At 70.1% G+C, this 22,084-nt stretch carries 21 protein-coding genes; 9 read left to right on the top strand and 12 right to left on the bottom strand.

What is annotated here, in order from left to right; translation table 11 throughout:
* Window positions 1-11 precede the first annotated feature (11 nt).
* On the bottom strand, window positions 12-1,487 hold the full coding sequence (locus D4739_RS08660; RefSeq protein ID WP_120060249.1) for a flagellar hook assembly protein FlgD: 1,476 nt from the start codon (window positions 1,485-1,487) through the stop codon (window positions 12-14).
* A 75-nt stretch (window positions 1,488-1,562) separates the two neighbouring features.
* Complete coding sequence (locus D4739_RS08655; RefSeq protein ID WP_120060248.1) at window positions 1,563-2,168, bottom strand: TetR/AcrR family transcriptional regulator; 606 nt, start codon at window positions 2,166-2,168, stop codon at window positions 1,563-1,565.
* Window positions 2,169-2,240: 72 nt separating this feature from the next.
* Here D4739_RS08655 and D4739_RS08650 point away from each other — a divergent pair, with 72 nt between their 5' ends.
* Complete coding sequence (locus tag D4739_RS08650; protein WP_120060247.1) at window positions 2,241-3,788, top strand: flavin-containing monooxygenase; 1,548 nt, start codon at window positions 2,241-2,243, stop codon at window positions 3,786-3,788.
* The gene (locus D4739_RS08645; RefSeq protein WP_120060246.1) at window positions 3,785-4,621 is read left to right on the top strand and encodes an SDR family NAD(P)-dependent oxidoreductase; all 837 of its coding nucleotides are present in this window, start codon (window positions 3,785-3,787) and stop codon (window positions 4,619-4,621) included. Before D4739_RS08650 ends, D4739_RS08645 begins: the two co-directional genes overlap by 4 nt.
* Before the next feature lie 85 nt (window positions 4,622-4,706).
* On the opposite strand, the gene D4739_RS08640 is transcribed toward D4739_RS08645, so the two are convergent.
* Complete coding sequence (locus D4739_RS08640; protein WP_120060245.1) at window positions 4,707-5,846, bottom strand: FUSC family protein; 1,140 nt, start codon at window positions 5,844-5,846, stop codon at window positions 4,707-4,709.
* Between the two features lie 76 nt (window positions 5,847-5,922).
* Here D4739_RS08640 and D4739_RS08635 point away from each other — a divergent pair, with 76 nt between their 5' ends.
* The gene (locus D4739_RS08635; RefSeq protein ID WP_120061815.1) at window positions 5,923-7,332 is read left to right on the top strand and encodes a WS/DGAT/MGAT family O-acyltransferase; all 1,410 of its coding nucleotides are present in this window, start codon (window positions 5,923-5,925) and stop codon (window positions 7,330-7,332) included.
* Window positions 7,333-7,430: 98 nt separating this feature from the next.
* Here D4739_RS08635 and D4739_RS08630 read toward each other — a convergent pair whose 3' ends face one another.
* Both D4739_RS08630 and D4739_RS08625 read right to left on the bottom strand, forming a co-directional pair.
* The gene (locus tag D4739_RS08630; RefSeq protein WP_120060244.1) at window positions 7,431-8,663 is read right to left on the bottom strand and encodes a site-specific DNA-methyltransferase; all 1,233 of its coding nucleotides are present in this window, start codon (window positions 8,661-8,663) and stop codon (window positions 7,431-7,433) included.
* A 6-nt stretch (window positions 8,664-8,669) separates the two neighbouring features.
* Window positions 8,670-9,011 (bottom strand): hypothetical protein, encoded by a 342-nt coding sequence (locus D4739_RS08625; protein WP_120060243.1) that lies wholly within the window; start codon window positions 9,009-9,011, stop codon window positions 8,670-8,672.
* A 67-nt stretch (window positions 9,012-9,078) separates the two neighbouring features.
* Here D4739_RS08625 and D4739_RS08620 point away from each other — a divergent pair, with 67 nt between their 5' ends.
* The 6 genes from D4739_RS08620 to D4739_RS08595 all read left to right on the top strand — a co-directional run bounded on the left by D4739_RS08620 (window position 9,079) and on the right by D4739_RS08595 (window position 13,644).
* Window positions 9,079-9,414 (top strand): hypothetical protein, encoded by a 336-nt coding sequence (locus D4739_RS08620; RefSeq protein WP_120060242.1) that lies wholly within the window; start codon window positions 9,079-9,081, stop codon window positions 9,412-9,414.
* A gap of 162 nt (window positions 9,415-9,576) precedes the next feature.
* The gene (locus D4739_RS08615) at window positions 9,577-10,110 is read left to right on the top strand and encodes a TasA family protein (protein WP_120060241.1); all 534 of its coding nucleotides are present in this window, start codon (window positions 9,577-9,579) and stop codon (window positions 10,108-10,110) included.
* A gap of 119 nt (window positions 10,111-10,229) precedes the next feature.
* Window positions 10,230-10,808 (top strand): signal peptidase I, encoded by a 579-nt coding sequence (locus D4739_RS08610; RefSeq protein ID WP_120060240.1) that lies wholly within the window; start codon window positions 10,230-10,232, stop codon window positions 10,806-10,808.
* A complete protein-coding gene (locus D4739_RS08605; protein WP_220699258.1) occupies window positions 10,805-12,628 on the top strand; it encodes an Ig-like domain-containing protein in 1,824 nt (607 codons plus the stop codon). The genes D4739_RS08610 and D4739_RS08605 overlap by 4 nt, the downstream gene beginning before the upstream one ends.
* Before the next feature lie 48 nt (window positions 12,629-12,676).
* Window positions 12,677-13,423, top strand: a complete 747-nt coding sequence (locus tag D4739_RS08600) for a response regulator transcription factor (protein ID WP_120060239.1) — start codon at window positions 12,677-12,679, stop codon at window positions 13,421-13,423.
* Window positions 13,423-13,644, top strand: coding sequence for a histidine kinase dimerization/phospho-acceptor domain-containing protein (locus tag D4739_RS08595; protein WP_120060238.1), 222 nt, complete (start codon window positions 13,423-13,425; stop codon window positions 13,642-13,644). Before D4739_RS08600 ends, D4739_RS08595 begins: the two co-directional genes overlap by 1 nt.
* A 7-nt stretch (window positions 13,645-13,651) precedes the next feature.
* Here the strand turns inward: D4739_RS08595 and D4739_RS08590 are convergent, their stop codons facing one another.
* From D4739_RS08590 to wecB, 7 genes are all read right to left on the bottom strand, one after another.
* Complete coding sequence (locus D4739_RS08590; RefSeq protein WP_182920352.1) at window positions 13,652-13,924, bottom strand: hypothetical protein; 273 nt, start codon at window positions 13,922-13,924, stop codon at window positions 13,652-13,654.
* Between the two features lie 28 nt (window positions 13,925-13,952).
* Complete coding sequence (locus D4739_RS08585; protein WP_120060237.1) at window positions 13,953-14,762, bottom strand: enoyl-CoA hydratase-related protein; 810 nt, start codon at window positions 14,760-14,762, stop codon at window positions 13,953-13,955.
* Window positions 14,763-14,776: 14 nt separating this feature from the next.
* Window positions 14,777-16,093, bottom strand: a complete 1,317-nt coding sequence (locus D4739_RS08580) for a threonine/serine exporter family protein (protein ID WP_120060236.1) — start codon at window positions 16,091-16,093, stop codon at window positions 14,777-14,779.
* A 93-nt stretch (window positions 16,094-16,186) separates the two neighbouring features.
* Complete coding sequence (locus D4739_RS08575; protein ID WP_182920351.1) at window positions 16,187-16,909, bottom strand: lysophospholipid acyltransferase family protein; 723 nt, start codon at window positions 16,907-16,909, stop codon at window positions 16,187-16,189.
* A 41-nt stretch (window positions 16,910-16,950) separates the two neighbouring features.
* Window positions 16,951-19,122 carry an acyltransferase family protein gene (locus D4739_RS08570; RefSeq protein WP_120060234.1) on the bottom strand — a complete coding sequence of 724 codons (2,172 nt, stop codon included), beginning with the start codon at window positions 19,120-19,122 and terminating at the stop codon, window positions 16,951-16,953.
* A 1-nt stretch (window position 19,123) separates the two neighbouring features.
* The gene (locus D4739_RS08565) at window positions 19,124-20,950 is read right to left on the bottom strand and encodes a glycosyltransferase family protein (protein ID WP_120060233.1); all 1,827 of its coding nucleotides are present in this window, start codon (window positions 20,948-20,950) and stop codon (window positions 19,124-19,126) included.
* Window positions 20,947-22,062 carry a non-hydrolyzing UDP-N-acetylglucosamine 2-epimerase gene (gene wecB, locus D4739_RS08560; RefSeq protein WP_120060232.1) on the bottom strand — a complete coding sequence of 372 codons (1,116 nt, stop codon included), beginning with the start codon at window positions 22,060-22,062 and terminating at the stop codon, window positions 20,947-20,949. Before wecB ends, D4739_RS08565 begins: the two co-directional genes overlap by 4 nt.
* Window positions 22,063-22,084: the final 22 nt, after the last annotated feature.

Below are 22,084 nucleotides of genomic sequence, written 5' to 3'. Positions count from 1 at the left end.
CAGGCGGTGCGTCAGGCGAGGACGGTGTAGGTCAGCGTGACCGTGAAGTTCTTGACGTCGTAGCGCTGGCCGCCGCCGGTGCCTGCCGCCCAGAACACCGCCGGAGTCGTGGACTTGCCGTGGACGAGACCGCTCGCGGCGAAGCTGCCGCCGGAGTGGGCCCCGAGCGCAGGGCCGAGTCGGCGCAACCCCACCAGGGAGTCGTCCGAGGCCCGGAGGATGCCGAACCCGAGACCGCTGCGCGGGTAGCCGCGCGCCGCTCCGCCGTAGGTCGAGATCGACAGGGTCTTGTACTTCCCCTGGAAGGCCTTCGGAACGAGGAGCCCGTTGACGGTCGTGACCTGGGATGCCGCGGAGCCTGCGCGGCAACGCTTGTTGGAGTAGTAGCCGAGCGACCCGGCCCAGCCGCGAAGTGACGGGCGGCGCAGCACCGAGCAGCGTCCGACGTGCTTGTCGACAGTCGACCCGGCCGCACTCACCGTGCGCCGGAAGGTGCGGGTCTGCAGCCGGGCATGGTCCAGGGTGACGAACCGGTTGATGGTCGAGGTGTTGCCGGCTGCGTCGAGCAGCGAGATGCGGACGGTGTACGTGCCCTCGGGCGCGAGCGAGCCGTTGAACGCCGAGCGTCCGTCCCAGTCGAACGCCACCGTCTCGCCTGCCCCGGCCACCATCGCCGCAGGCCAGGTCCACTCCGCGCCAGTGGGTCCGAAGACCTGTGCCTCGACACTCCCCATGTGCTCGTTCGGGGTGACCGTGTAACGCAGGACGTCCCGGTAGCCGTCGACCGCCGGGTTGAAGATGGTGGGGATCGACACTGCGGCCGTCGCTGCTGTGCGGTCGATCGTGAACTGCGTGGAGAACGGCGCTGCCACGAGGGTGCCGTAGTCGGCGGTGTTGACGATCCCTTCCGCCCAGATCAGGTACTCACCGTCGGGGGTCCCCTCGGGAAGCGCGACCTGGAACTGGTTCGTCGTCAGGGGCCCGGAGACGACCTCGGGACCACCGCCGGCGGTCGTGACCCACCAGCGCCCCGACTCGAGGCTGCCCTCGAGGTCGATGCTGTAGCCGGCCGTGACGGTGAGCTCCCGCGACAACCCCTCGACCGTGTGGGCCGAGACGACAGCTGAGCGACGAACGTTCAGCAGGTCGGAGGTGACGCCGGTCGGGGTGCACACCTCGGCCACGCAGCGCTCGACCTCGATGCGGTTCCAGCCGTCCTCAGCGAACGTCATCGTGAACTCGCCCTGGTGCGGGATCAGGCTCCGCTCGAGGCCCCACACGGCGTAAAGGTCGCCGCTGTCGCTGGCCGCCGTGTCGTCGACCGTGAACGTGTACGTCGTCAGCGTGGGGTTGAAGCGGGTGACCGACGGCCAGGCGACCTCCGGCGGCGGCACATCCGTGGCGTGCGCTGCGGTCGGCAGTCCGAGGACTGCGATCAACAGCCCGAGAGCGAGCGCTACGTGTGCGCGCGGAAGCGTGAAGGTCATGTCATTTCCCCCGAGATGCGAAACGGACCCGGAAAATGTAACCCTCGGGCCGGGCCCGCAGGCAGGTTTGGGGAATCAGCGCGCGACGACGCCGAGGACCCCGCCGAGGGAGAAGGTCAGCGAGTCGATCAGCTCGTCCTCGGTGAGGCCGCGGGCATCGTCCAGCCAGGCCATCAGGACGTCCTCCACCATCGCGCTCCAGCCGCGGGCGAAGAGCCGGCTGCTCGGGGTGTCGGCGATGCCGAAGACGGCGAGCTCGTCGGCCGTGGCCGAGTCGAAGATGCGGTCGGTGAGCGCACCGCGCCCGTCCTCGTAGATCGCCCGGACCTCGGGGCTGCTGCCCCCTCGGGCCGTCTGCATGAAGGAGAGGTACGCCGTGTGGTGGTCGCGCACGAAGCCGAGGTAGTTCACCAGCGAGACCCGCAACCGGTGCACGAGGTCGGGGTGGTCGACCGGGGCGGTCGCGAGGAAGAGCTCGTCCGCCATGTGCCGCAGGACCGCGAGGAGGAACTCCTGCTTGCCGCCGAAGTAGTGGTAGAGCAACCCCCGCGAGACGCCGGCCTCCTCCGCGAGCAGGTCGATCGACACCTCGTCGAGGGTGCGGGTCGCGATGAGCTCCACCCCGAGCGCGATCAGCTGCGCGCGGCGGTCCTCCGGCGAGAGGCGGATGCGGGTGCTCATGTGTCCCACCTTACTGAATCTCGTTCAGCAACGCTATTGACGAATGTTCAATACGCTCCGTAACCTCGACCCATGACCACCAGCACCCCCACGCTCGTTGACCACCTGATCGTTGGCGCCGGCTTTGCCGGACTCGCCGCCGCCATCAAGCTCGACGAGGCCGGCGAGCGCGACTTCGTCGTCATCGAGAAGGACAGCGACGTCGGCGGCACCTGGCACATCAACACCTACCCCGGCGCCGAGTGCGACGTCCCGAGCCAGCTCTACAGCTACTCCTTCGCCCTCAACCCCGACTGGTCGAAGGTCTACTCCCCGCAGCAGGAGATCTGGGAGTACACCAAGAAGGTCGCCACCGACGCCGGCGTGCTCGACCGCGTCGTGCTCGACACCTCGGTGATCAACTCCGCCTGGGACGGCGTCCAGCAGCGCTGGATCGTCAAGACCAGCAACGGCAGCTACGCAGCGAAGACCCTGATCGCCGGCGCGGGCGGCCTCTCCGAGCCGTCGCTCCCCGAGATCAAGGGCATCGAGTCCTTCACGGGCGAGACGTTCCACACCGCCCGGTGGAACCACGACGTGGACCTCACCGACAAGCGCGTCGCTGTCATCGGCACCGGCGCCTCGGCGATCCAGCTCGTGCCCGAGGTGCAGAAGATCGCGGCGCAGGTCGACGTCTACCAGCGCACGCCGAACTGGATCATCCCGCGCAACGAGCGCCGCTTCTCGCGCATCGAGAAGGAGCTCTTCCGTCGCGTCCCGGGCGTGCAGCGCGCCGTCCGCGCCGGCGTCTACGCCACCCTCGAGGGCCGCGTCCCCGCATTCAACCGCTTCCCCGTCCTGATGAAGGCCGTCGAGGCCCAGGGCAAGAAGAACATCGCCAAGGCGATCAAGGACCCCGAGCTGCGCGCCCGGGTCACCCCGGCCTACCGCGCCGGCTGCAAGCGGATCCTGGTCTCCAACAAGTGGTACCCCGCCATCGCCGCCGACAACGTCGACCTCGTCACCGATCGCATCGCCGAGATCCGGCCCGACAGCATCGTCGACGCCAACGGCGTCGAGCGACCGATCGACGTACTGATCATCGCGACGGGCTTCCACGTCACCGACCCGCCGATCGCCCAGCACGTCGTCGGCAAGGACGGCCGCACGCTGGCCGAGGTGTGGAGCGAGAAGGGCATGCGTGCCTACAAGGGCACCACGATCAACGGGTTCCCGAACATGTTCCAGATCGTCGGCCCGAACACCGCTCTCGGCCACAGCTCGATCATCTTCATCATCGAGTCGCAGGTCCGCTACATCGTCGACGCCGTCCGCACGCTTCGCACCGAGGGCGTTGCCGCGGTCGAGCCCACCCTCGAGGCCCAGGACACCTGGACCGACGCAGTCCAGGCCCGCATGAAGCCGACCGTGTGGCTGACCGGCGGCTGCGCCAGCTGGTACGTCGACGAGTTCGGCAACAACACCACCCTCTGGCCGGGCCAGACGTTCACGTTCCGCAACCACCTCTCGGCCTTCGACCTCGACAAGTACGACGTCGTCCCGGCCGCCGAGGCCACCCCTCCCACCCGCACCTCCACCCGCACCCGCCGCCCCAAGAACACGAAGAAGGTCTCCGCATGAAGTCGCTCAACGACAAGGTCGTCGTCATCACCGGTGCCGGCTCCGGCATCGGGCGCGCACTGGCGCTCGAAACGGCCCGCCGCGGCGGAGCAGTCGCCATCTCGGACGTCAACGAAGCCGGTCTGAACGAGACCGTCGCGTTGGTCAAGGAGATCGGCGCCGAGGTCAAGGCCGACAAGCTCGACGTCTCCGACCGGGCCGCCTTCCTCGCCTACGCCGACGCCGTCGCCGAGCACTTCGGCCGCGTCAACGTCATCATCAACAACGCCGGCGTCACGATGACCGGCGACTTCGAGGACATGACCCTCGACGAGTTCGACTGGATCATGGGCATCAACGTCAATGGCGTCGTCACCGGCACCAAGGTGTTCCTCCCCCACCTGATCGCGTCGGGCGACGGCCACGTCGTCAACATCAGCTCGCTCTTCGGCTTGGTCTCCATGCCGGGTCAGTCGGCGTACAACGCCAGCAAGTACGCCGTGCGCGGCTTCACCGAAGCACTCCGCGAGGAGATGCTGATCAACAAGCACCCGGTCGGCGTGACCTGCGTGCACCCCGGTGGCATCAAGACCGGCATCTCCAAGAACGGCCGCAAGACCGCCGGGCAGAACTCCGAGGCGCTCGACCGGATCTTCGAGGAGAAGCTGGCCCGCATGACCCCGGACAAGGCCGCCAGGGTGATCCTCGGCGCCGTCCAGCGCAACCAGGCCCGGATCCTCGTGGGCATCGACGCCCACATCGTCCACAACTTCGGCAAGTTCGCCGGCTCGCGCTACCAGGACATCGTGGCGTTCGGCAGCAAGCGGGTCATCCCCGCGAAGAAGAAGGCCTGACCTTCGACCCGATAGTCCCCAACGTGAGGCAGGTTTCGCGCAGCGGAAAGATGCCACATGTTGGGGACTGTCCCGTTGGGGCGGGTCAGTCGTGGCGCAGGTCGTCGTCCAGCCAGTCCCGGCGCGGGGCCGGGAGGGCGTCGGTCGCCTCGAGCGGGCTGAGCCCGGTCAGCTCCAGCAGGTCGGCAACGAGTCCGCGCAACATCGCCAGGACGACCTCGATCGACAGCGCGTGCGAGCGCTGGAGCTCGGAGGTGTGCTGCCCGACCGCCATCAGTGCGGCACGCGCAGCCGAGGGGCCCTCGGTCGAGGGATCGGCGCGGAACTCCTCCGCGAGGACGTCAGCGGCATCGGCCAGCTCGCGGCACACCACGACGTACGACGCGGGGACCGGGCGGCGGTGATACGCCGCGACCGCCGTACGTCGGACCAGGACCCGCGTCGTGCGCAGGCTCTTGTCGAGCGGATCGACCAGCTCGGCCATCCGTCGCATGCCCGGGCGGTGCCGCAGCCGGAACGGCGAGGACGCGACCACGGCGAGCCCCTCATCGGCCGCCGCCTGCAGCTCGCGGATCAGGTAGTCGGTGGCGCGGGCGTCGGCGAGCAGGGCCATCGCCGGCTCGACCTCGCCGCTCTCCATGACATCGGCGGCCACACGCAGCAGCCCCGCGATCTTGCGGATCACCACGGCTGCCTGTTCTCGGGGCCGCCGCAAGGGAGCCGCCGGCACAATCGCGGCCGCGAGCAGGGCCAGGCTTCCGCCGATGAGCGCATCGGTCCATCGCGTGAAGGCACCCGATGTGGTCGGCGCGAGGGTGGTCACGACGATCGCCTGGACCGCCGCCTGGGTGACGAAGAGCTGTCCCCCGTCGAGCAGGATCGCAGTCGACATCGCAAGCGCGACGATGATCGTGAGCTGCCACCAGCCGGTGCCGATCTGGGTGACCAGGAGGTCGCCGATCAGGACCCCGATGGCCACTCCGATGGCCACCTCACCCACGCGGCGCAGGCGTTGGCCGTACGACGTACCGAGGGCGGCGACGGCTGCGATCGGCGCGAAGAACGGGGTGTCGTGACCGAGCAGGTCGGACGCGACGAACCACGCGAGCCCGGCCGCGATGGCGCACTGGGCGACGTGCCAGGACTTGCTCTGCCAGCGCCGGACCCGCACCGCGGCCGACGTGCGACCGCGGGCCCGGACGTCGTCGAGATGCGGCATGTCCATGGACCGGATCCTGCCAGAGCGGGAGCAGTACAGTTCGAACGGATCCGGCATGGGGGCCGGAGGAGACGAGGACACCATGGCTACTCCCATCGACCCGCAGTCGGTCGGCTTTCTCCTTGCGGAGAGCCGCAACACACCGATCCACGTCGGCGGCCTGCTGCTGCTCGAGAAGCCGGACGACGCCGGCCCGAGCTATGTGCGCGACATGTACGAAGAGTCGCTCATGGTCGAGAAGGTCCGGCCGCTGTTCCTCAAGCGCCCCCACCGCTCGCTGGCGACCGGTCTGCAGTGGACGTGGACCGAGGACGAGCAGTTCGACATCGAGCACCACGTGCGCCACTCCGCCCTGCCCGAGCCCGGCCGCATCCGCGAACTGCTCGACCTGACCTCGCGCCTGCACGGACAGCAGCTCTCACTCGAGCGTCCGCTCTGGGAGAGCCACCTGATCGAGGGCCTCAACGACGGCCGCGTCGCGATGTACACGAAGATCCACCACGCCCTGGTGGACGGTGTCTCCGCGATGCGCCTGCTCGGCAGCGCGTTCTCCCCGGACCCCGACGAGCGCGGGATGGTGCCGCCCTTCGCCTACCGGCCGAAGCCGCCGCGCGACGAGGCCAGCCGGGCGCTCGTGCGCGCTGCCGCTGACGTGCCGATCAGCGCGGTCCGCTCTGCCCTCGGTGTCGCTGCTGAGGCCGCCGGCATGCCGAGCGCCCTCATCAAGACCCTCCAGACCGGAGCACGCAACGAGACCGCCGGCCCCGCGTCGTACGCCGCGCCGCGCTCGATCCTGAACCAGCGGATCAGCGGCGCCCGCCGTGTCGCCGCGCAGGACTGGGAGATCGAGCGCCTCAAGCGCGTCGCCAAGGCCACGGGGACCACCCTGAACGACGTCGTTCTCGCGATGTCGGGCGGCGCCATGCGCACCTATCTCTCCGACCTCGGCGCCCTGCCCGATGCCTCACTCGTCTCGATGTGCCCGGTCGGGCTCAACGCCAAGCAAGCCCACGTGGCCTCCGACAAGGGCGGCAACGCGGTCGGGACGCTGATGGTGAAGCTCGGCACCAACCTCGAGGACCCGGCCGACCGCCTCCAGGGCATCCACGACTCGATGGTCGCGGGCAAGCAGGCCATGGAGTCGATGACAAAGGCGCAGATCATCGCGATGGCCGCGATCGGGATGGCCCCGCTCGTGATCCAGCCGGTGCTGCGGCTCAACGGCATCATGCGGCCGCCGTTCAACCTGGTGATCTCCAACGTCCCCGGGCCGCGCGAGCCGGTCTACTACAACGGCGCGAAGCTGTCGGGCATGTACCCCGCGTCCGTGCCGATGCACGGCCAGGCCATGAACATCACCTGCACGTCCTACAACGGGCAGATGGGCTTCGGCCTGACCGGTTGCCGCCGCACCGTGCCGTCGCTGCAGCGCTTGCTGATCCACCTCGAGGACGCGCTGGTCGACCTCGAGCGCGCCGCCGGCCTCAACTGACTGCGTCGACACGGCGCGACTTCGGCGTCGACTAGGCGCCGTCTCGAGCTCGAAGTCGCGCCGTGTCGACGTCCAGGTTGCGCCGTGTCGACGGTTGGTCAGCTCAGCCGGTACGCCGCGACATCCTCGCCGTGGGCGGCCGCGGCGGCGCGCAAGCGGGATTCGGTGATCGCGCTGACCGACTCGTAGCCGGCAACCTGCGCTGCAGATCCGGTGCGGGTCGGCTCGGGACTGTTCACCGAGACCGACACCCGGCTGCCACCGTCGGCAGCGTTGGCGATCAGCGTCGCGTGCCCCGTCGTACCGGAGCCGGCGAAGAAGTCCAGCACAACCGCGTCGGAGGGGAACGTCTCGAGGATCCGGAGCAGCAGGCCGGTCGGCTTGGGCGACTCGAACACCTTGCCGACCAGGGCCTTGACCTCGGCGACCGCGGTGTCGGTCGAGCCGACCTCGTCGTGCAGCCAGATCGTGCGGAGCTTCTTGCGGCGTCCCGGGTGCAGCCAGTCGCGCTGGAAGATGTCGACCCTCTCCCCGAGCCGGCCGCTGATGGTCCGGCAGACCAGGTCGTCCGGGCGTTCTTCGACGCGCGGCGCGGACCAGCGCCAGACCGCCGGCGCTCCGTCACCGAAGACGGGCCAGATCTCCTGCCCGCCGTCGAACGCTGCGGTCGCCACCCGGCCGGTGAGCGGGTCACCCCAGAGCGGGTAGGCGAGCGTGCGGCACGTTGCCGGGTTGAACTTCTTGTTGGTGTTGCGAAGCGGCAGGTGCCGAAACCGGCGCCCGTCGGGATCGAGCACCGGGAAGTCGGCCTCGCTCACCTCGTGCACGCTGGTCGCATCGAGCCCGCAACTCGACAAGGAGCGCGCGTAGACCAGCAGGTACTCGTGGTTGGTGGCGAAGAACGGGCCGAGCTGGCGCCCCTTGGCGTTGAGGTTGACCACGACCTGCGCGATGAAGTTGCGCTCACCGAAGACCTCGTCGAGCAGCAGCCGCAGGTGGGCGACCTCGTTGTCGTCGATGCTCACGAAGATCGCCGCGGACTCGGCCATCAGCTCGCGCGCCGCCTCGAGACGCGGACGCATCATCGCCACCCAGGCCCCGTGGCGGCCCCGGCCAACCCCCATCTTGTCGGCATAGGAGAAGTCGTTGCCAGTGTTGTAGGGCGGGTCGATGTAGACCACGTCCACGGGGCTCCCGATGAGGGCCGGGAGGAGTGGCAGCACGTCGAGGTTGTCGCCCTCGACGAAGAGCGTGCGCGCGCCGCCCGGCCCGGATGTCGAAGGATTCGCTGGGTTCGCTGGGTTATCGGGGTCGGGCAGCAGCTCGGCCATGCGAGATCAGGCCTGGTTGGCGGGGATCCGCTTGGTCAGGTCGGCATGGGCGAGCAGCTCGACCGGGGTGAGGTCACTCTTCGGGTACGTCGCGATCGGGACCTCGCCGGCGAAGACGACGTACATCGTGGTGCCGGTGGGCGCGACCTTGAGGACGGAGCCCTCGACGACGGTGGCGGCGTGCTTGAACGCCTTGCGGCGTGAGTTGACCGAACGAGCACGGCGGGCGGCAGCGGTGCCGGCCTGCTTGCCGCCGTTGTCCCAGGCGATCTTGGCCTGGGGGCCGTACTTGACCGCCAGTCGCGCGCCCTTGCCCACGACCTTGGCGGTGCTGGTGACCTTGCCCATCGTCTGCCCCTCTCGGCCTCCCCTCAGCGTGAGGGTGGCTCTCGGAACTGACGATATCCTCGCGACCATGAAGCTGCCTCTCGGGATCCCGCTGTCGCTGCCGTCACCGACGACCGTGAAGCTCGCCGTCCAGGTGACGGTGGCTGCTGTCCCGCCGGTCGTGAAGCACGGCGACCTGCGCGCGGTGAAACACCTGCCGTTCGTGCTCACCCACCTCGACGACGCCGCCGTGGTAGCCGGAGCGATCTCCGACCCGGTCGGCTCCGCGATCAAGGCGCCGGGGGCCGCGGCCCGCTTCGGTGTGCGCACGACGGTCGGCGGCGCCCGGCTCGGCATCCGCGGCGTCACGGCCGCCCCGGGCTTCGTCGCGAAGGCTCCCGGGCGCGTGCTCCGCCGCCGCTGATCCCCGGCCCTCCAGTGCTCCGGCCCTCCGGCGCACGACCTCCGGCAACTGTTGCCGGGCTGTGGCACTCCTGTGGCAATCGGCTGGAGAAGCCGTGGAGGTGCTCTCCCTAGCGTTGACGTGCAAGCACAGCAACGTGCACCAACCCTGGGAGGGATCCTCATGTCACGCAACCGCCGCACCATCCTCGTGCCGCTCGCCACGCTCGTCGCCGCCGGCGCGATCGCGGTCGGCTCGGGCGCCACCTTCACCTCGCAGTCCGGCAACACGGCCAGCTCGGTCGTCTCCGGCACCCTGACGCACAGCAACTCCAAGGACAACGCGGCGATCTTCGCGCTGACCGACCTCAAGCCGGGCGACACGCTCAACGGCTCCCTGACGCTGACCAACACCGGCTCGCTGCCGGCGGCGTTCAGCCTCACCGAGACCGCGTCCAGCAACGCGTTCTCCAGCAACCTGCTCAACCTGGCGATCACGGACACCACCACCAGCACCACGGTGTACGACGGCACGTTCGGTGGCCTGACCGATGGCGAGGCCACCCCGCTCGGCACCTTCGCCGCCAACGAGGCGCACAGCTACCGGTTCACGGTCACGCTGGCCCAGGCCGCGACCAACACCGAGCAGGGCAAGGGCGCCAGCGCCACCTTCCAGTGGAACTCGATCCAGCTGGACGGCACCACCACCAACCAGTGACGTGACGGCCGGACCGGCATGGGGTCGGCCCGGCCAACCGTCCGCCCAGATGTCCCCGCGGGGTCCACTCCCCCTCACCCCTCGGGGTCACCACCACCCGTCCATTGCCAGGAGGAAGCATGCGCCACCTGCTTCGCGTCGTACGTCGTGCTGCGGGTCTCGGCGCGCGCCTCCTCGTCATGCTGGTCCTCGTCGCCGGCCTGGGCTTTCTCGGCTCGCGCCTGCTCGGGTACCAGGACTACGTGATCACTGGCGGCTCGATGTCTGGCACCTTCGAACGAGGGTCGCTGGTCATCGAGCGGGAGGTGCCCGTCGGCGGGCTGGAGATCGGTGACGTGATCACCTACCTTCCGCCCGCCGACTCCGGCACCCACTCGCTGGTGACGCATCGCATCGTCGCCATCACCAAGGACGAGGCGGGCACTACCGTCCTCCAGACCAAGGGCGACGCGAACGCGGACCAGGACCCCTGGCTGTTCACCCTCAACTCTCCGACCCAGCCGGTCGTCGTGCTCGACGTCCCCTGGGTCGGGAACGCGCTCCTCGCGCTGGCCGACCCACGCTCGCGCTTCGTCATCCTCGGCCTGCCCGCCTGCGCTGTCGCCCTGCTCGCCGCCCGCGACCTGGTCGCAGCGATCCGCGGACGTGGCGCCCGGCAGCCCCACGGCAGCTCCGGGACGGCAGGAGCTGCGCTGTGACCAGCCACCGCGTCCAGCGTCGCCGCATCGGCCGCCGCTGGAGCGCGGCCGCTGTCCTCGCGCTCGGCTCCGTGGCGTTCCACCCGCCCCAGACGTCGAGCGCCACCTGGAGTGCCACCACCTCGAGCTCCGCGACCGTGCGTGCCGCCTCCGACTGGACCGTGCCCACCGTGGCCGTCCGCGACCCGGGGAGCCCGCTCCGCAACACGGTCACGATCACTGCGGATGCCGCCGACGCCGACTCCAGCCTCGCCTCGGTCGTCATCGAGGCACAGCCGTCGGGCGGCGGCACCTGGACGACGTTGTGCACCGCGACCGGCCAGCCCTGGAGCTGCAGCTGGGACACCCGGACGGTGAGCGACGGTGGCCACCTGCTGCGCGCCCGGGCCACCGACTCGGCTGGCAACGCCGCGACCTCTGCCGTGGTCAGCACAGCCGTTGCCAACAGCCTCCTGGTCCTCCTCGACAACCCGGGCGACCCACTGCGCGGCAACGTCCCTCTCTCCGCGCACGTCTACAACGCCGGCATCCTCACGCTGACGACCCGCATCGAGTACAGCGTCGCCGGAAGCGACAACTGGAAGACCGCCTGCTCCGGGCTCGGCAGCGAGCTGACCTGCACCTGGTCGACTGGCGCCCTCACCAGCCAGGAGTACGACCTGCGCGCTGTCGCCGTGGTCGGCACCACCACCTACGCCTCGGCCGTGATCACCGACGTGCTCGTCGACAACACGGCGCCGTCGGTCACCCTGACCGACCCCGGCTCGCCGCTGCGCGGAACGGTGACCCTCGCAGCTGCGGCCAGCGACGCGCACTCCGGCATCGCCACCGTGGTCCACCAGTACGCCGTGACCGGGAGCAGCACCTGGCTCACGGCCTGCACGGCGACCACCTCTCCGTGGTCCTGCCGGTTCGACACGTCGACGACGGCTGACGGCTCCTACGGGTTCCGTGCGGTCGCGACCGATGCCGCCGGCAACAGCACGACGTCAGCGGTGCTCGCTGCCCGGTCGATCGACAACACCGTCTCCTCGGTCTCCGTGGAGGACCCGGGCTCCTACCTCGCCGGCGTGGTCACCGTCGGCGCCACCGCGAACTCCACCGCGGGCGTCGCCTCGGTCCGGATCCAGCGGGCCCCTTCCGGCACGAGCACCTGGACGGACCTGTGCACCGACACCAGCGCGACGTACTCCTGCTCGTGGGACACGCGGACCGAGACCGACGGCCTCTACGACCTCCGTGCCCTGCTCGTCGACGGCCACGGCGGGACCACGATCTCGGCGACCGTGAGCGGCCGACGGGTCGACAACAGCCCGCTGCGCGGGGTGGATGTGCAGACCGTCAACGGTGGAGCGTCGGCCGGCAAGCCCGACGCGGGCGACCAGCTGGTGCTGAGCTACAGCACGCTGGTGAACCCGGCGACCATCACAGCCGGCTGGACCGGATCGCCACTCGCCGTCAGCCTCCGCTTGCGGGACGGCGGCCTGCTGGGACTCGGCGGCCGCGGAGACACCATCGACGTGCTGCGGTCCGGTTCACCGGTCGGGCTCGGCTCCGTCCTCCTCGGCCAGGAGTACGTGAAGAGCGGCAAGACCGTCGCCTTCAACGCCACGATGACCGCCTCGACCGGCACCGTCGGCGGTGTCCCCGCGACGATCATCACGGTGACCCTCGGCACCGTCGCCAGCGGCACCGGCATCCGGGGCGGCAACCCCTCCACCATGGTCTGGACCCCCTCGGCGTCCGCGACCGACATCTCGGGCACGGCCTGCGCGACCGCCCCCGTCACCGAAAGTGGCCCACTCGACCGTGACTACTGACCGATCCGACGACGCAGCCGTTCGTGCCCGGATGGCATCCTGCTGGGTGTGCAGACGACCGCGGGCCAACGGCTCCTGCTCCTGGAGGACGACGACAGCGTCGCCGTCCCCCTGCTGCGCGCGCTCCAGCGCGAGGGCTACGCCGTCCAGCGCGTTGCCAGCGGCGCCGAGGGCTTGGCGGTGGTCGCCGCGGGCGGAGTGGACCTCGTCCTTCTCGATCTCGGCCTGCCCGACATCGACGGGCTCGAGGTCTGTCGCCAGCTGCGTGCCGATGGCTACGACGGAGGCATCCTCATGCTGACCGGCCGCGACAGCGAACTCGACCGGGTCGACGGGCTGGATGTCGGCGCTGATGACTACCTACCCAAGCCGTTCGGGCTTGCGGAGCTCTTCGCGAGGACTCGCGCGCTGCTGCGGCGTACGCGTCCGGCGGCCTCGTCCACCGTCGCCACCGCCGGTGGCGCGGCCCGTGCCTCAACGCCTGGCGAGGACGGCACCGTGCTCCAGATCGACCCCTCGGCACGCCGTGCCTGGGTGGCCGGGTCCGAGGTCGGGCTGACGGAGAAGGAGTTCGACCTGCTCAACCACCTCGCTTCTCAGCCGGGAGTGGTCGCCCGCCGCGAAGAGCTGATGGACGCGGTCTGGGACGAGAACTGGTTCGGTTCGACCAAGACCCTCGACGTCACCGTCGCGCGCCTGCGCGTCAAGCTCGAGGGCCAGGGCCTCTCCAGCGCCGTCGTCACGGTGCGCGGAGTCGGCTTCCGCCTCGAGGCTGACGACGTGCGGGTCCTGTGATGGCTCCCGACGAGCAGTTGCGCGAGCTGATCCACCGGTCGGCCCACGACCTGCGCACTCCACTCACCGCGATCATGGCCAGCGTCGAGATGCTCGACGACGAGATCGAGGACCCCGACCTGAAGCGGCTCTCCTCCAACGCCCTGGCAGCGAGCAAGCGCATGGCCGCCATGATCTGCGCGATGGTGGCCGAGGGCGACGCCCTCGACGGCACGCCCTGAGACCGGCTCAGGGAAGCTCGGCGGCACCGGCGAGCGGGTCCTCGGGCAGGTCATCGGCCTTGACCTGGTCGGGCGCGAGCCACTGCAGCCCGCCGCCCAGGAAGGTGTGCACGAAACCGCAGCGTCGGCAGATCGCGCCGTCGGCCGACTTGTTGGCCCAGTCGAGGTCGAAGAACGTCATGCCGGTGGTGGTCATCTTGATCTCACGCTGGACGAAGAGCAGGCCAGCGCAGACCTGGCAGGCCAGGAACCGGTTGATGGGCTTGACGAACACGTGCATGGAGTCTCCTCGTCTGGTCCGGCTCTGGTCAGGCGCCCGTGAAGGTCGGCTTCTCGCCGGCGGTGAACGCCCGCACGCCTTCGCGGAAGTCGGCCGAGCTGTAGCGCTCGATCAGCATCGCCTCGTCGCCCTCGTCCGCCAGCAGGGCATCGGAACGTCGCAGCAGCTGCGCCTTCGTGGTGGCGATCGTGCCGGGCGCGGAGTGCCCGATCCCCTTGGTCAGGCTGGCCACGAACCCGTCCAGCGCGTCCGGCTCGACGACTGCGGCGAGTGCTCCGACGGCGTACGCGCGGTCGGCGGTGACGAGCCGTGAGCCGAGCAGCATCTCGCGGGTGACCGACTCACCAAAGGCGGCGACGCAGCGCTCGAGCATCGGGGCCGCGAGCGCGTTGCCCAGGGTGCGCGCGATCGGGTAGCCGAAGCGGGAGTGGGGCGTGGCGACCCGGATGTCGCAGTACGTCGCGATGCCGAGGCCGCCGCCGACGCAGATGCCGTCGATCGCCGCGATCGTCACCAGCGGGAGCTCCGCGAACCGGCGGAGCACGCTGCGGACCCCCTTCTCGAAGGCGACCACCTCGGCACCCGTCTCCATCTCGACGAATGAGGTGATCTCGTTGCCGGCACTGAACGCCGCTCCACCTGCACCCTGGAGCACGATCGCTCGCAGTGAACGGTCCGCGGCCGCCTCGTCGATCAGGTCGGCGAACGCCGAGAACATCGCCTCGTTCATCGCGTTGAGGCGGTCGGGGCGATTGAACGTCACCGTGACGACGCCGTCGGCGCGGTCGAGGAGCAGGGCACCGTCGGCGAGGACCTGCTGGGGAACGGGCTGTCGCATGGCCAGAGCGTAGGTCAGACGCGCCGGAACTTCGCGCGCAGCGGTCCCACCAGGCGCGGGCCCGAGAGTCGCCCCTCCAGCTTGCGGGCCTCGCGCGACAGCGGCTGCGCGACGTACTCGCCGAGGATCACACCCGCCGCGAGCGCGAGGGCCACCGACGCCGCGGTGGCCAGCGCAAGGATGCCGGCCGCCGGATCTCCGGCGTCCTCGCTGAGCAGCGCCAGGCCCCGGTAGATCAGCAGGCCCGGCAGTAGCGGCACGACCGCCGAGACCACGACCACCAGGGGCGGCACCTTCACCCAGCGCGAGAGGGACCAGGCAACCACGCCGACGAAGAACGCCGCGACCGCGGCGCCCCAGGTGCGCCCGAAGCCGCCGGACACGATCTGGTTGTCGATCACGAGAGCGATGGCGGCCACCAGGCCGATCGGGACGACCGTGCGCTTCGGCGCGTACGACGAGAAGGCGAACGCACCGGCCGCGATCGCGGAGCCGATCGCGATGCCCGTGACTGCCTGCCAGGTGCCCTCACCGGGGCTGATGCGGCCGACGTCGACGTTGAGCACATCGGCGACCGCGAGGCCCCCGCTGACCCCGGCGATGAGGCCGGCGGTCGAGAGCAGCGCCTCCATCACCCGCGCGCTGCCGGTGACGTAGAAGCCGGACAGGCAGTCCTGAAGGGCACCCATGAACCCGACGCCGGAGAGCAGCATCACGATGTTGGCGGTGACCACGAGGGACGGGTTCACGGCAAGCCCCGCCCACGCGGCGAGTACGCCGAGCAACGTGGCCAGCCCGCCTCCGGCGACCTGCTGGTAGAACGACGGGAGCCGGCGCCGCGACAGGAACGCCTGCAGGCGGTCGATGGCCACTGCCGCGGAGAACGCGATCGCGCAGACCGCCACGCCACCGCCGAGGATCAGGGCGACGCCGACGCACATCACGCCCCAGCCCGTGGTGACTGCCCAGCGCTTGCGCCGGTGGCCGGACGAGCTGATCCGGGCGACGGTGGCTCGCGCCGCGACCACGTCGACCTCGCCGAGCAGCACCTGGCTGACCAGGTGGTCGACGCGGGTCAGGTCCTCGTAGTCGATCTCGCGATGGACCACGGACCTCAGGAGAGTCAGCGGCGGCAGCTCCGGATCGGCGTGGTAACCCATCGACAGCGCGGTGAAGGTGACGTCGATGACGGGGTTCCGCAGGCCCAGGGAGTGGGCAACGGACTGCATGGTTGCGGTCACGTCGGCGGCCCCGGCACCGGAGGAGAGCAACAGCTCACCCACCCGGAGGCAGAGGTCCATCGTGAGATGCAGGGTGCGCGTCTCGCTCATGGCTCCCCATGCTGGCAGGCCGCGCAAGAGCACCCGTGAGGGCCCCACGCGCAACCGCCGATCGGCGTACTCCGTGGCATGCGCAACCGTGGGTCAGCGCTTGCGCATGCGGTGCACGGCGAAGCCGAGGCCCGCTGCGGCCACCCCGGCCGCGATCAGGCCGGGGCGCGACTTCAGCCGGCTGTAGTCCTCGGTGATGCTCGGCCACAGGTGCTCGTCGACGATGCGTGCCGCGTCCTCGGGGGTCGCGGTGAGACCCGCGACCGGGATCGGCTCACCGAAGGCGATCTGCACGCGGCGCGGCAGCGGCCAGCGCCGCTTCTCGGTGCCCGTGATGGCGGTCGGCACGATCGGCGCACCGCCCTCGATGGCCAGGCGCGCGGCGCCCTTGCGCGGGATGCCGAGGGAGTCCGGGTCGCTGATCCGGGTGCCCTCGGGGAAGAGGCACAGGACGTCACCGCGCTTCAGGATCGCCAGCGCCGTCTCGATCGCCTCGGCGTCGGACTCGCCACGCTTCACCGGGAAGGCACCGAGCGCGAGCAGCAACCGGCCCGACCGGCCCTGGAAGAGCTCGGACTTGCCCATGTAGAAGACACGTCGGCGCAGGACCGCGGTGATGAAGAAGCTGTCCCAGAAGCTCTTGTGGTTGGGCGCGATGACGACCGGACCGGACTTCGGCACGTTCTCCTGACCGGTGACCCCCATCAGGAAGAGCAACCGGAAGATCGGCGTGAGCACCAGCTTCACCACGAGGTAACCCCAGCGGCTCGTGCCGTAGCGGGCGATCTCGTGGGCTTCTTCATGACTGACGGGCATGCGGAGGATCATGGCCCATCGCCCGCCGCTGCGGTGGGAACTCAGGTGACGCCGAGCGCCGCCAGCTCCTGCTCGAGACGGGGAGCGAGCGACTCGATGTAGGTCTTGGTGATGTGCGAGCCCTGCCGGTAGACGAGTACGCCGCCGATCACGGGCGCGCACTCGGCGCGCGGGCAGATCCAGTCGACGAGGTCGATGAACGGCACCTTCGCCTCGCTGGCGGCCGCACGCTGGACCGGCGCGCCCGAGGCAGCCACTCCGTTGGCCCGCTCGTAGGCGCACTCCCCCGGGTCCTTCGGGCGTTCGGCGACGCACGGATAGATGTCCCGTCCGGTCTGCGGGGTGTCCGCGAGCACGATCACCTTCACCCCGGCGTCCGCGACCTGCCGCCAGGTCGCCGCCAGCGCGGCCTGCATGACCGGCTGGCTCTCCTCCAGGCTGCCGTCATCCGCAACTCCGGTGACCGCGTCGTCCTGCTGGCCCGCGGTCACCACGACGTCGGGCCGGTCCGGACCTGTCAGCTTCGCGATCACGTTGCGCGTCCACTCGCGACAGGTCGTGTAGACGCCACCGTCGAGCGGGGTGTCGGTGTCGACGAACTGGCAGGCCGACTTGTTGTAGGTGATCACGTGCCAGTCGTGCTTCGTCACCAGCTGCTCGAAGGCGGGCACCCACTGGGCGGCCTTGGAGTCGCCGACCACGGCAATCGTCGTGCCGGCGTCCTTGTTGCCGTAGGAGCAGCTCACCGGGTCGGCGGAGTCGGGCTGCTGCTGGCAGCCGGCCCGGTAGAGACCTGGCACGTCCTTCGGTGCGAGCACCGGATCGGGGACGATCGCCTGCGGCCAGCTGGTGCCAACCGCACCGGCCGACGATCGCGTCGGGTCGTCGCCGAGCGCCGCCGCGCCGAGCGCACCCGTGGTGCCTCCCACGGGAGTGACGGCGGCGGTGACGGCGGAGCCGGGACCGAACGAGTGGCTGAGCGCGACGATCAGCGTGAGGCCGGCGGCCGCTCCGACCAGGGTGGCGTTCGCCCCGAGACCGAACGCCACCCGGCGGTGCTTCGTGACCACAGGTGAGCTGCGGAACGGCGTCTCGACGAACTTCCAGGTCAGCCAGGCCGGCAGCGCGCTGAAGACCACGATCAGCAGGCCCACCCAGACCGGGATGCCCCCGAAGTGCTCGCGGGCCACGATCAGCAGCGGCCAGTGCCACAGGTAGAGCGAGTAGGTCAGGTAGCCGATCACCAGCATCGGCTTACGGCCGAGGAACCAGACCGGGCCCCCACGCCCCGCGGCGACGCCCGCCCCGATCAGCAGTCCGGCGCCCAGCGTCGGCACCAGCGCGGCGTACCCGGGCCAGGTCATGTCGGTGGAGTACGTGCGACCGGACCACAGGATCATGGCCAACCCGAGCCAGGCGAGCCCGACGGCGAGGGCCCTCGGGATCCGGGCGAGGCGCGCCGCGGCCAGGGCGACGAAGGCACCGATCGCGAACTCCCAGATGCGCACGCTCGTGGCGAAGTAGGCGCGTTCCGGTGCTGCGACAGCCTGGTGGCCGGCCCAGAGCAACGACGGGAGCGCCACCGCCGTGAGGCCGACGGCGAGCGCGACCTTCCGACGTACGCCGTAGCGCGCGGCGACCAGCGCGGCCGCGAGCACGAGCAGCGGCCAGAGCAGGTAGAACTGCTCCTCCACCGACAGCGACCAGAAGTGCTGCACGGGCGAGGGCGTGACGTCCTCGGCGAGGTAGTCGACCGAGCGGTCGGCGAGGCGCCAGTTCACGACGTAGAGCGCGGCCGCGACGATGTCGCCGCCCGTCGTCTCCCAGCGGATCCGCGGCACCCACGCCCAGACCATGAAGGCGGTCGCGCCCAGCACGACGGCACTCGCGGGCAGCAGCCGCCGGACGCGGCGCGCGTAGAAGTCGAGCAGGCGCACACGGCCCGACCTCTCCACCTCGCGCACGAGCTGCCCCGTGATCACGAAACCGGAGATGACGAAGAAGACGTCGACGCCGACGAAGCCACCCGGAAAGAGCATCAGCCCGGCGTGGAAGGGCAGCACGAGGAACGTCGCGATCGCGCGCAGGCCCTCGATGTCGGCCCTCATCCGCGCATGACCAGCCGCGGAACCAGATGCCGGGCTGGACCCGCCCGACTGGCCCGCCTTCGGGCCGGCCTCCGACGCCCGCCCAAGCAGCTCGAGCGTGGCCACGTCAGACCTCCGCGTAGCCGAACGGCTGTCCGTGGAAGAGCAGATGTGTGGAGCTCTTCGCGAGCAGCTCGCTGTCGGTGATGGTCCAGGTGTGGGAGCCGGGATCGGCCCGCCGCACGGAGACGAAGTTGAACCGGTCGGCGGCGTAGACGGTCAGGCCCGCCTCACGTGCGGCCGTCAGGAAAGTGGTGTCGACAGCGCGGGGGATGTCGGCGAACGGGATCCGGCGTACGACGGAACGCCGCGTCAGCAGCGTGCCGCCCTGAACGAGATCGACGAACCGGTGCTCCGCGCTGGCGAACCGGAGCAGCGTCGCGTCGCTGGCCTCGAGGTGCACGAAGTGGGCCCACTTGCCGACGACATCGGCGCCGGAGAAGTCGAGCGCCCGGACGAGGTCGGTCAGGTAGTGCACGCCGTAGTAGTTGTCGTCATCGACCTTGGCAACCAGGTCACCGATCGCGGCATCGACACCCAGGTTCATGCAGGCACCCAGGGTCAGCTCGGACGGAGCCGGAACGACCACCAGCGACGACACCCCCGCGGCCGTCGCACGCTGACGCAGCTCGGCCTCGTCGACCTCGAAGCCGTGGGTGACCAGCACCAGCTCCAGACGACGGTGGGACTGGCGACCGACGTTGGCAAACACGTTGTCGAGCTGGTCGGGCCGGTGAGTCGGCACGATCACGCTGACCAGCGGCTGGTCCGGGCCGGACGGCGCGATCCCGACGCTGAGCAGCACGGACTCGACGCGATGCTCGAGCAGGTGCTCGTCGAAGACGCGACGGTGCGCCCTGAGCGCCAGCCGGTCACGCTCGTCGTCCGACCCGATCAGCTTCGCGAGCGCGGCACGGGCCTCCTCCGCAGTGGAGACGACAGTGATCGTGTCGCCGAAGAACGGCTCGATGCTCGCCGCGGGGGCCGAGACGACAGCGGTCTGCGCGGCAGAGAGCTCGAAGAGCCGGCGCGCGCACATGGTCGGGCTCTCGGTCACCGAGTTGACGTTGAGGAACACCTTGTAGCGGGCGTACGCCGTGAGCATCTGCTCGTAGGGCAGTGACCCCACGACGCGCTTGCCCAGCTTGCCCGGGAAGCGGTGCTTGGCGTCCTTCTCCATCCGCGACCAGATGTGCAGCCCGAACTCGCAGGCAGGGACCAGCAGGAACTCCATCTGGCGGCGGCGCTCCGGGTGCTTCTCGGGGTGCCAGGTGCCGGCGAAGGCCACGTCGAAGGACCGCCCGACGTGCCCGCGGCGCACGGGGTTGTGGAGGTGGGGCTGGGCGGAGAACGGCAGCAGGGCGATGCGGTCGTGGCCGAGATCGCGCTGATACCACGGGATGCGGTCGGCATCGACGGTGAAGACCTGGTCGAAGAGGCGCGCCGTCTCGAGGAACTTCTCGTAGCCCGGCGGGTCCTCCTTGTTCCAGAAGACGGTCGGAATGCCTTCCGCCCGGCACCACGAGACGAGAGCGCGGAGCTCCTCGCTGGGCTTGTTGTCGCGCGTCATGTGCAGCCGCCAGCGACCACCGTTGCCGCCCCACGCCGACTCAACGAAGAGCAGGTCCGGCCTGTGCCCGGACAGCACCCGGCGCCAGTCGTCAGGCCCGGGCGCGACCTGGTCCCACTCGTAGCCGAAGGCCAGCTCGCTGAACGGGTCGAGGATCACCGCCACTCGGAGGTCGGGCCGACGCGGCACGGCGAGCGGGAGCGGGGCCTCCGGGATGCGCGGGCGTGCACGGAAGCGCAGCTCGCCCAGAGAGGAGTGAAACGGTCGGTAGCCGAGAACCCGCCTTGCGCGGGTGCGGACCTTGAGTCGCGACTTGACGCTCATCGGAGCACCTCCAGCAGGACCTTGGCGATGCGCGGACCGGCCTGGCCGTCCCACAGGGGCGGGACCGGCCAGCCACCATCCGTCTCCTCCGACGGTGTCGCGAGCACCTCGGCCACACGAGCCGCGAGCTCGTCGCGCGTCACGAGGCGGTTGGTGCCATGCGTGATGGTCACCGGTCGCTCGGTGTTGGGGCGCAGGGTGAGGCACGGTACGCCGAGCACCGTGGTCTCCTCCTGGACGCCGCCGGAGTCGGTCACGACCACGTCGGCACCCCGGACCAGTCCGAGGAACTCGACGTAGCCGAGGGGCTCGACCAGCCGGATCCGGTCGTGGTCGAGCAGACCCGCGCTGAGGAGCGCCTCACGGCCGCGCGGGTGAAGTGGAAGCACGACCTCGACCTGGTCAGCAACGGAGTGCAGCGTCGTGACCAGCGCCTGGACGTCCTGAGCAGAATCAACGTTGGCAGGTCGGTGCAGGGTGGCAACTGCGTACCGCCCGTCGAGGTCGTGCCGTTTGCGGGCCAGCTCCACGTCGAAGCTCCCGAGATGGGCCAGCAGGGTGTCGATCATGGGATTGCCGACGAGGTGGATCCGCTCGGGTGCCACCCCTTCGTTGCCGAGGTGGGCGACGGCGTCGGCGCTGGTGCAGAGGAGGACATCGGCCAGCCGGTCGGTGACCAGGCGGTTGACCTCCTCCGGCATCGAGGGGTCGAAGGAACGCAACCCCGCCTCGACGTGGGCGAGTGGGATCTGCAGCTTGGCGGCCACCAGTGCAGCGGCGACCGTCGAGTTCACGTCGCCATAGACCACGACCAGGTCGGGCCTGCCCCACTCGCCCTCGAGGAAGAGCTTCTCCAGCCCCACCAGCACGGCAGCGGTCTGCTCGGCGTGCGAGCCGGACCCGACGCCGAGGTTGACGTCGGGCTCGGGCAGGCCGAGCTGACGGAAGAACACGTCCGAAAGGCGCTCGTCGTAGTGCTGACCGGTGTGGACCAGCACCTGCCGCACGTCCTGCCCTGCGGCGGCCGCCTGACGCGCGAGCGCGTCGATGACCGGTGCCGCCTTGGGGAAGTTCGGGCGAGCGCCGGTGATGTGGACGACGAGGTGGGACATGGCTTCCTTCCGTGGTTCCATC

The organism is Nocardioides cavernaquae (assembly GCF_003600895.1).
Classification (GTDB): domain Bacteria; phylum Actinomycetota; class Actinomycetes; order Propionibacteriales; family Nocardioidaceae; genus Nocardioides; species Nocardioides cavernaquae.
The sequence above is the reverse complement of the archived record's forward strand: the minus strand, read 5'-3'. Positions and strand labels throughout refer to the sequence as shown.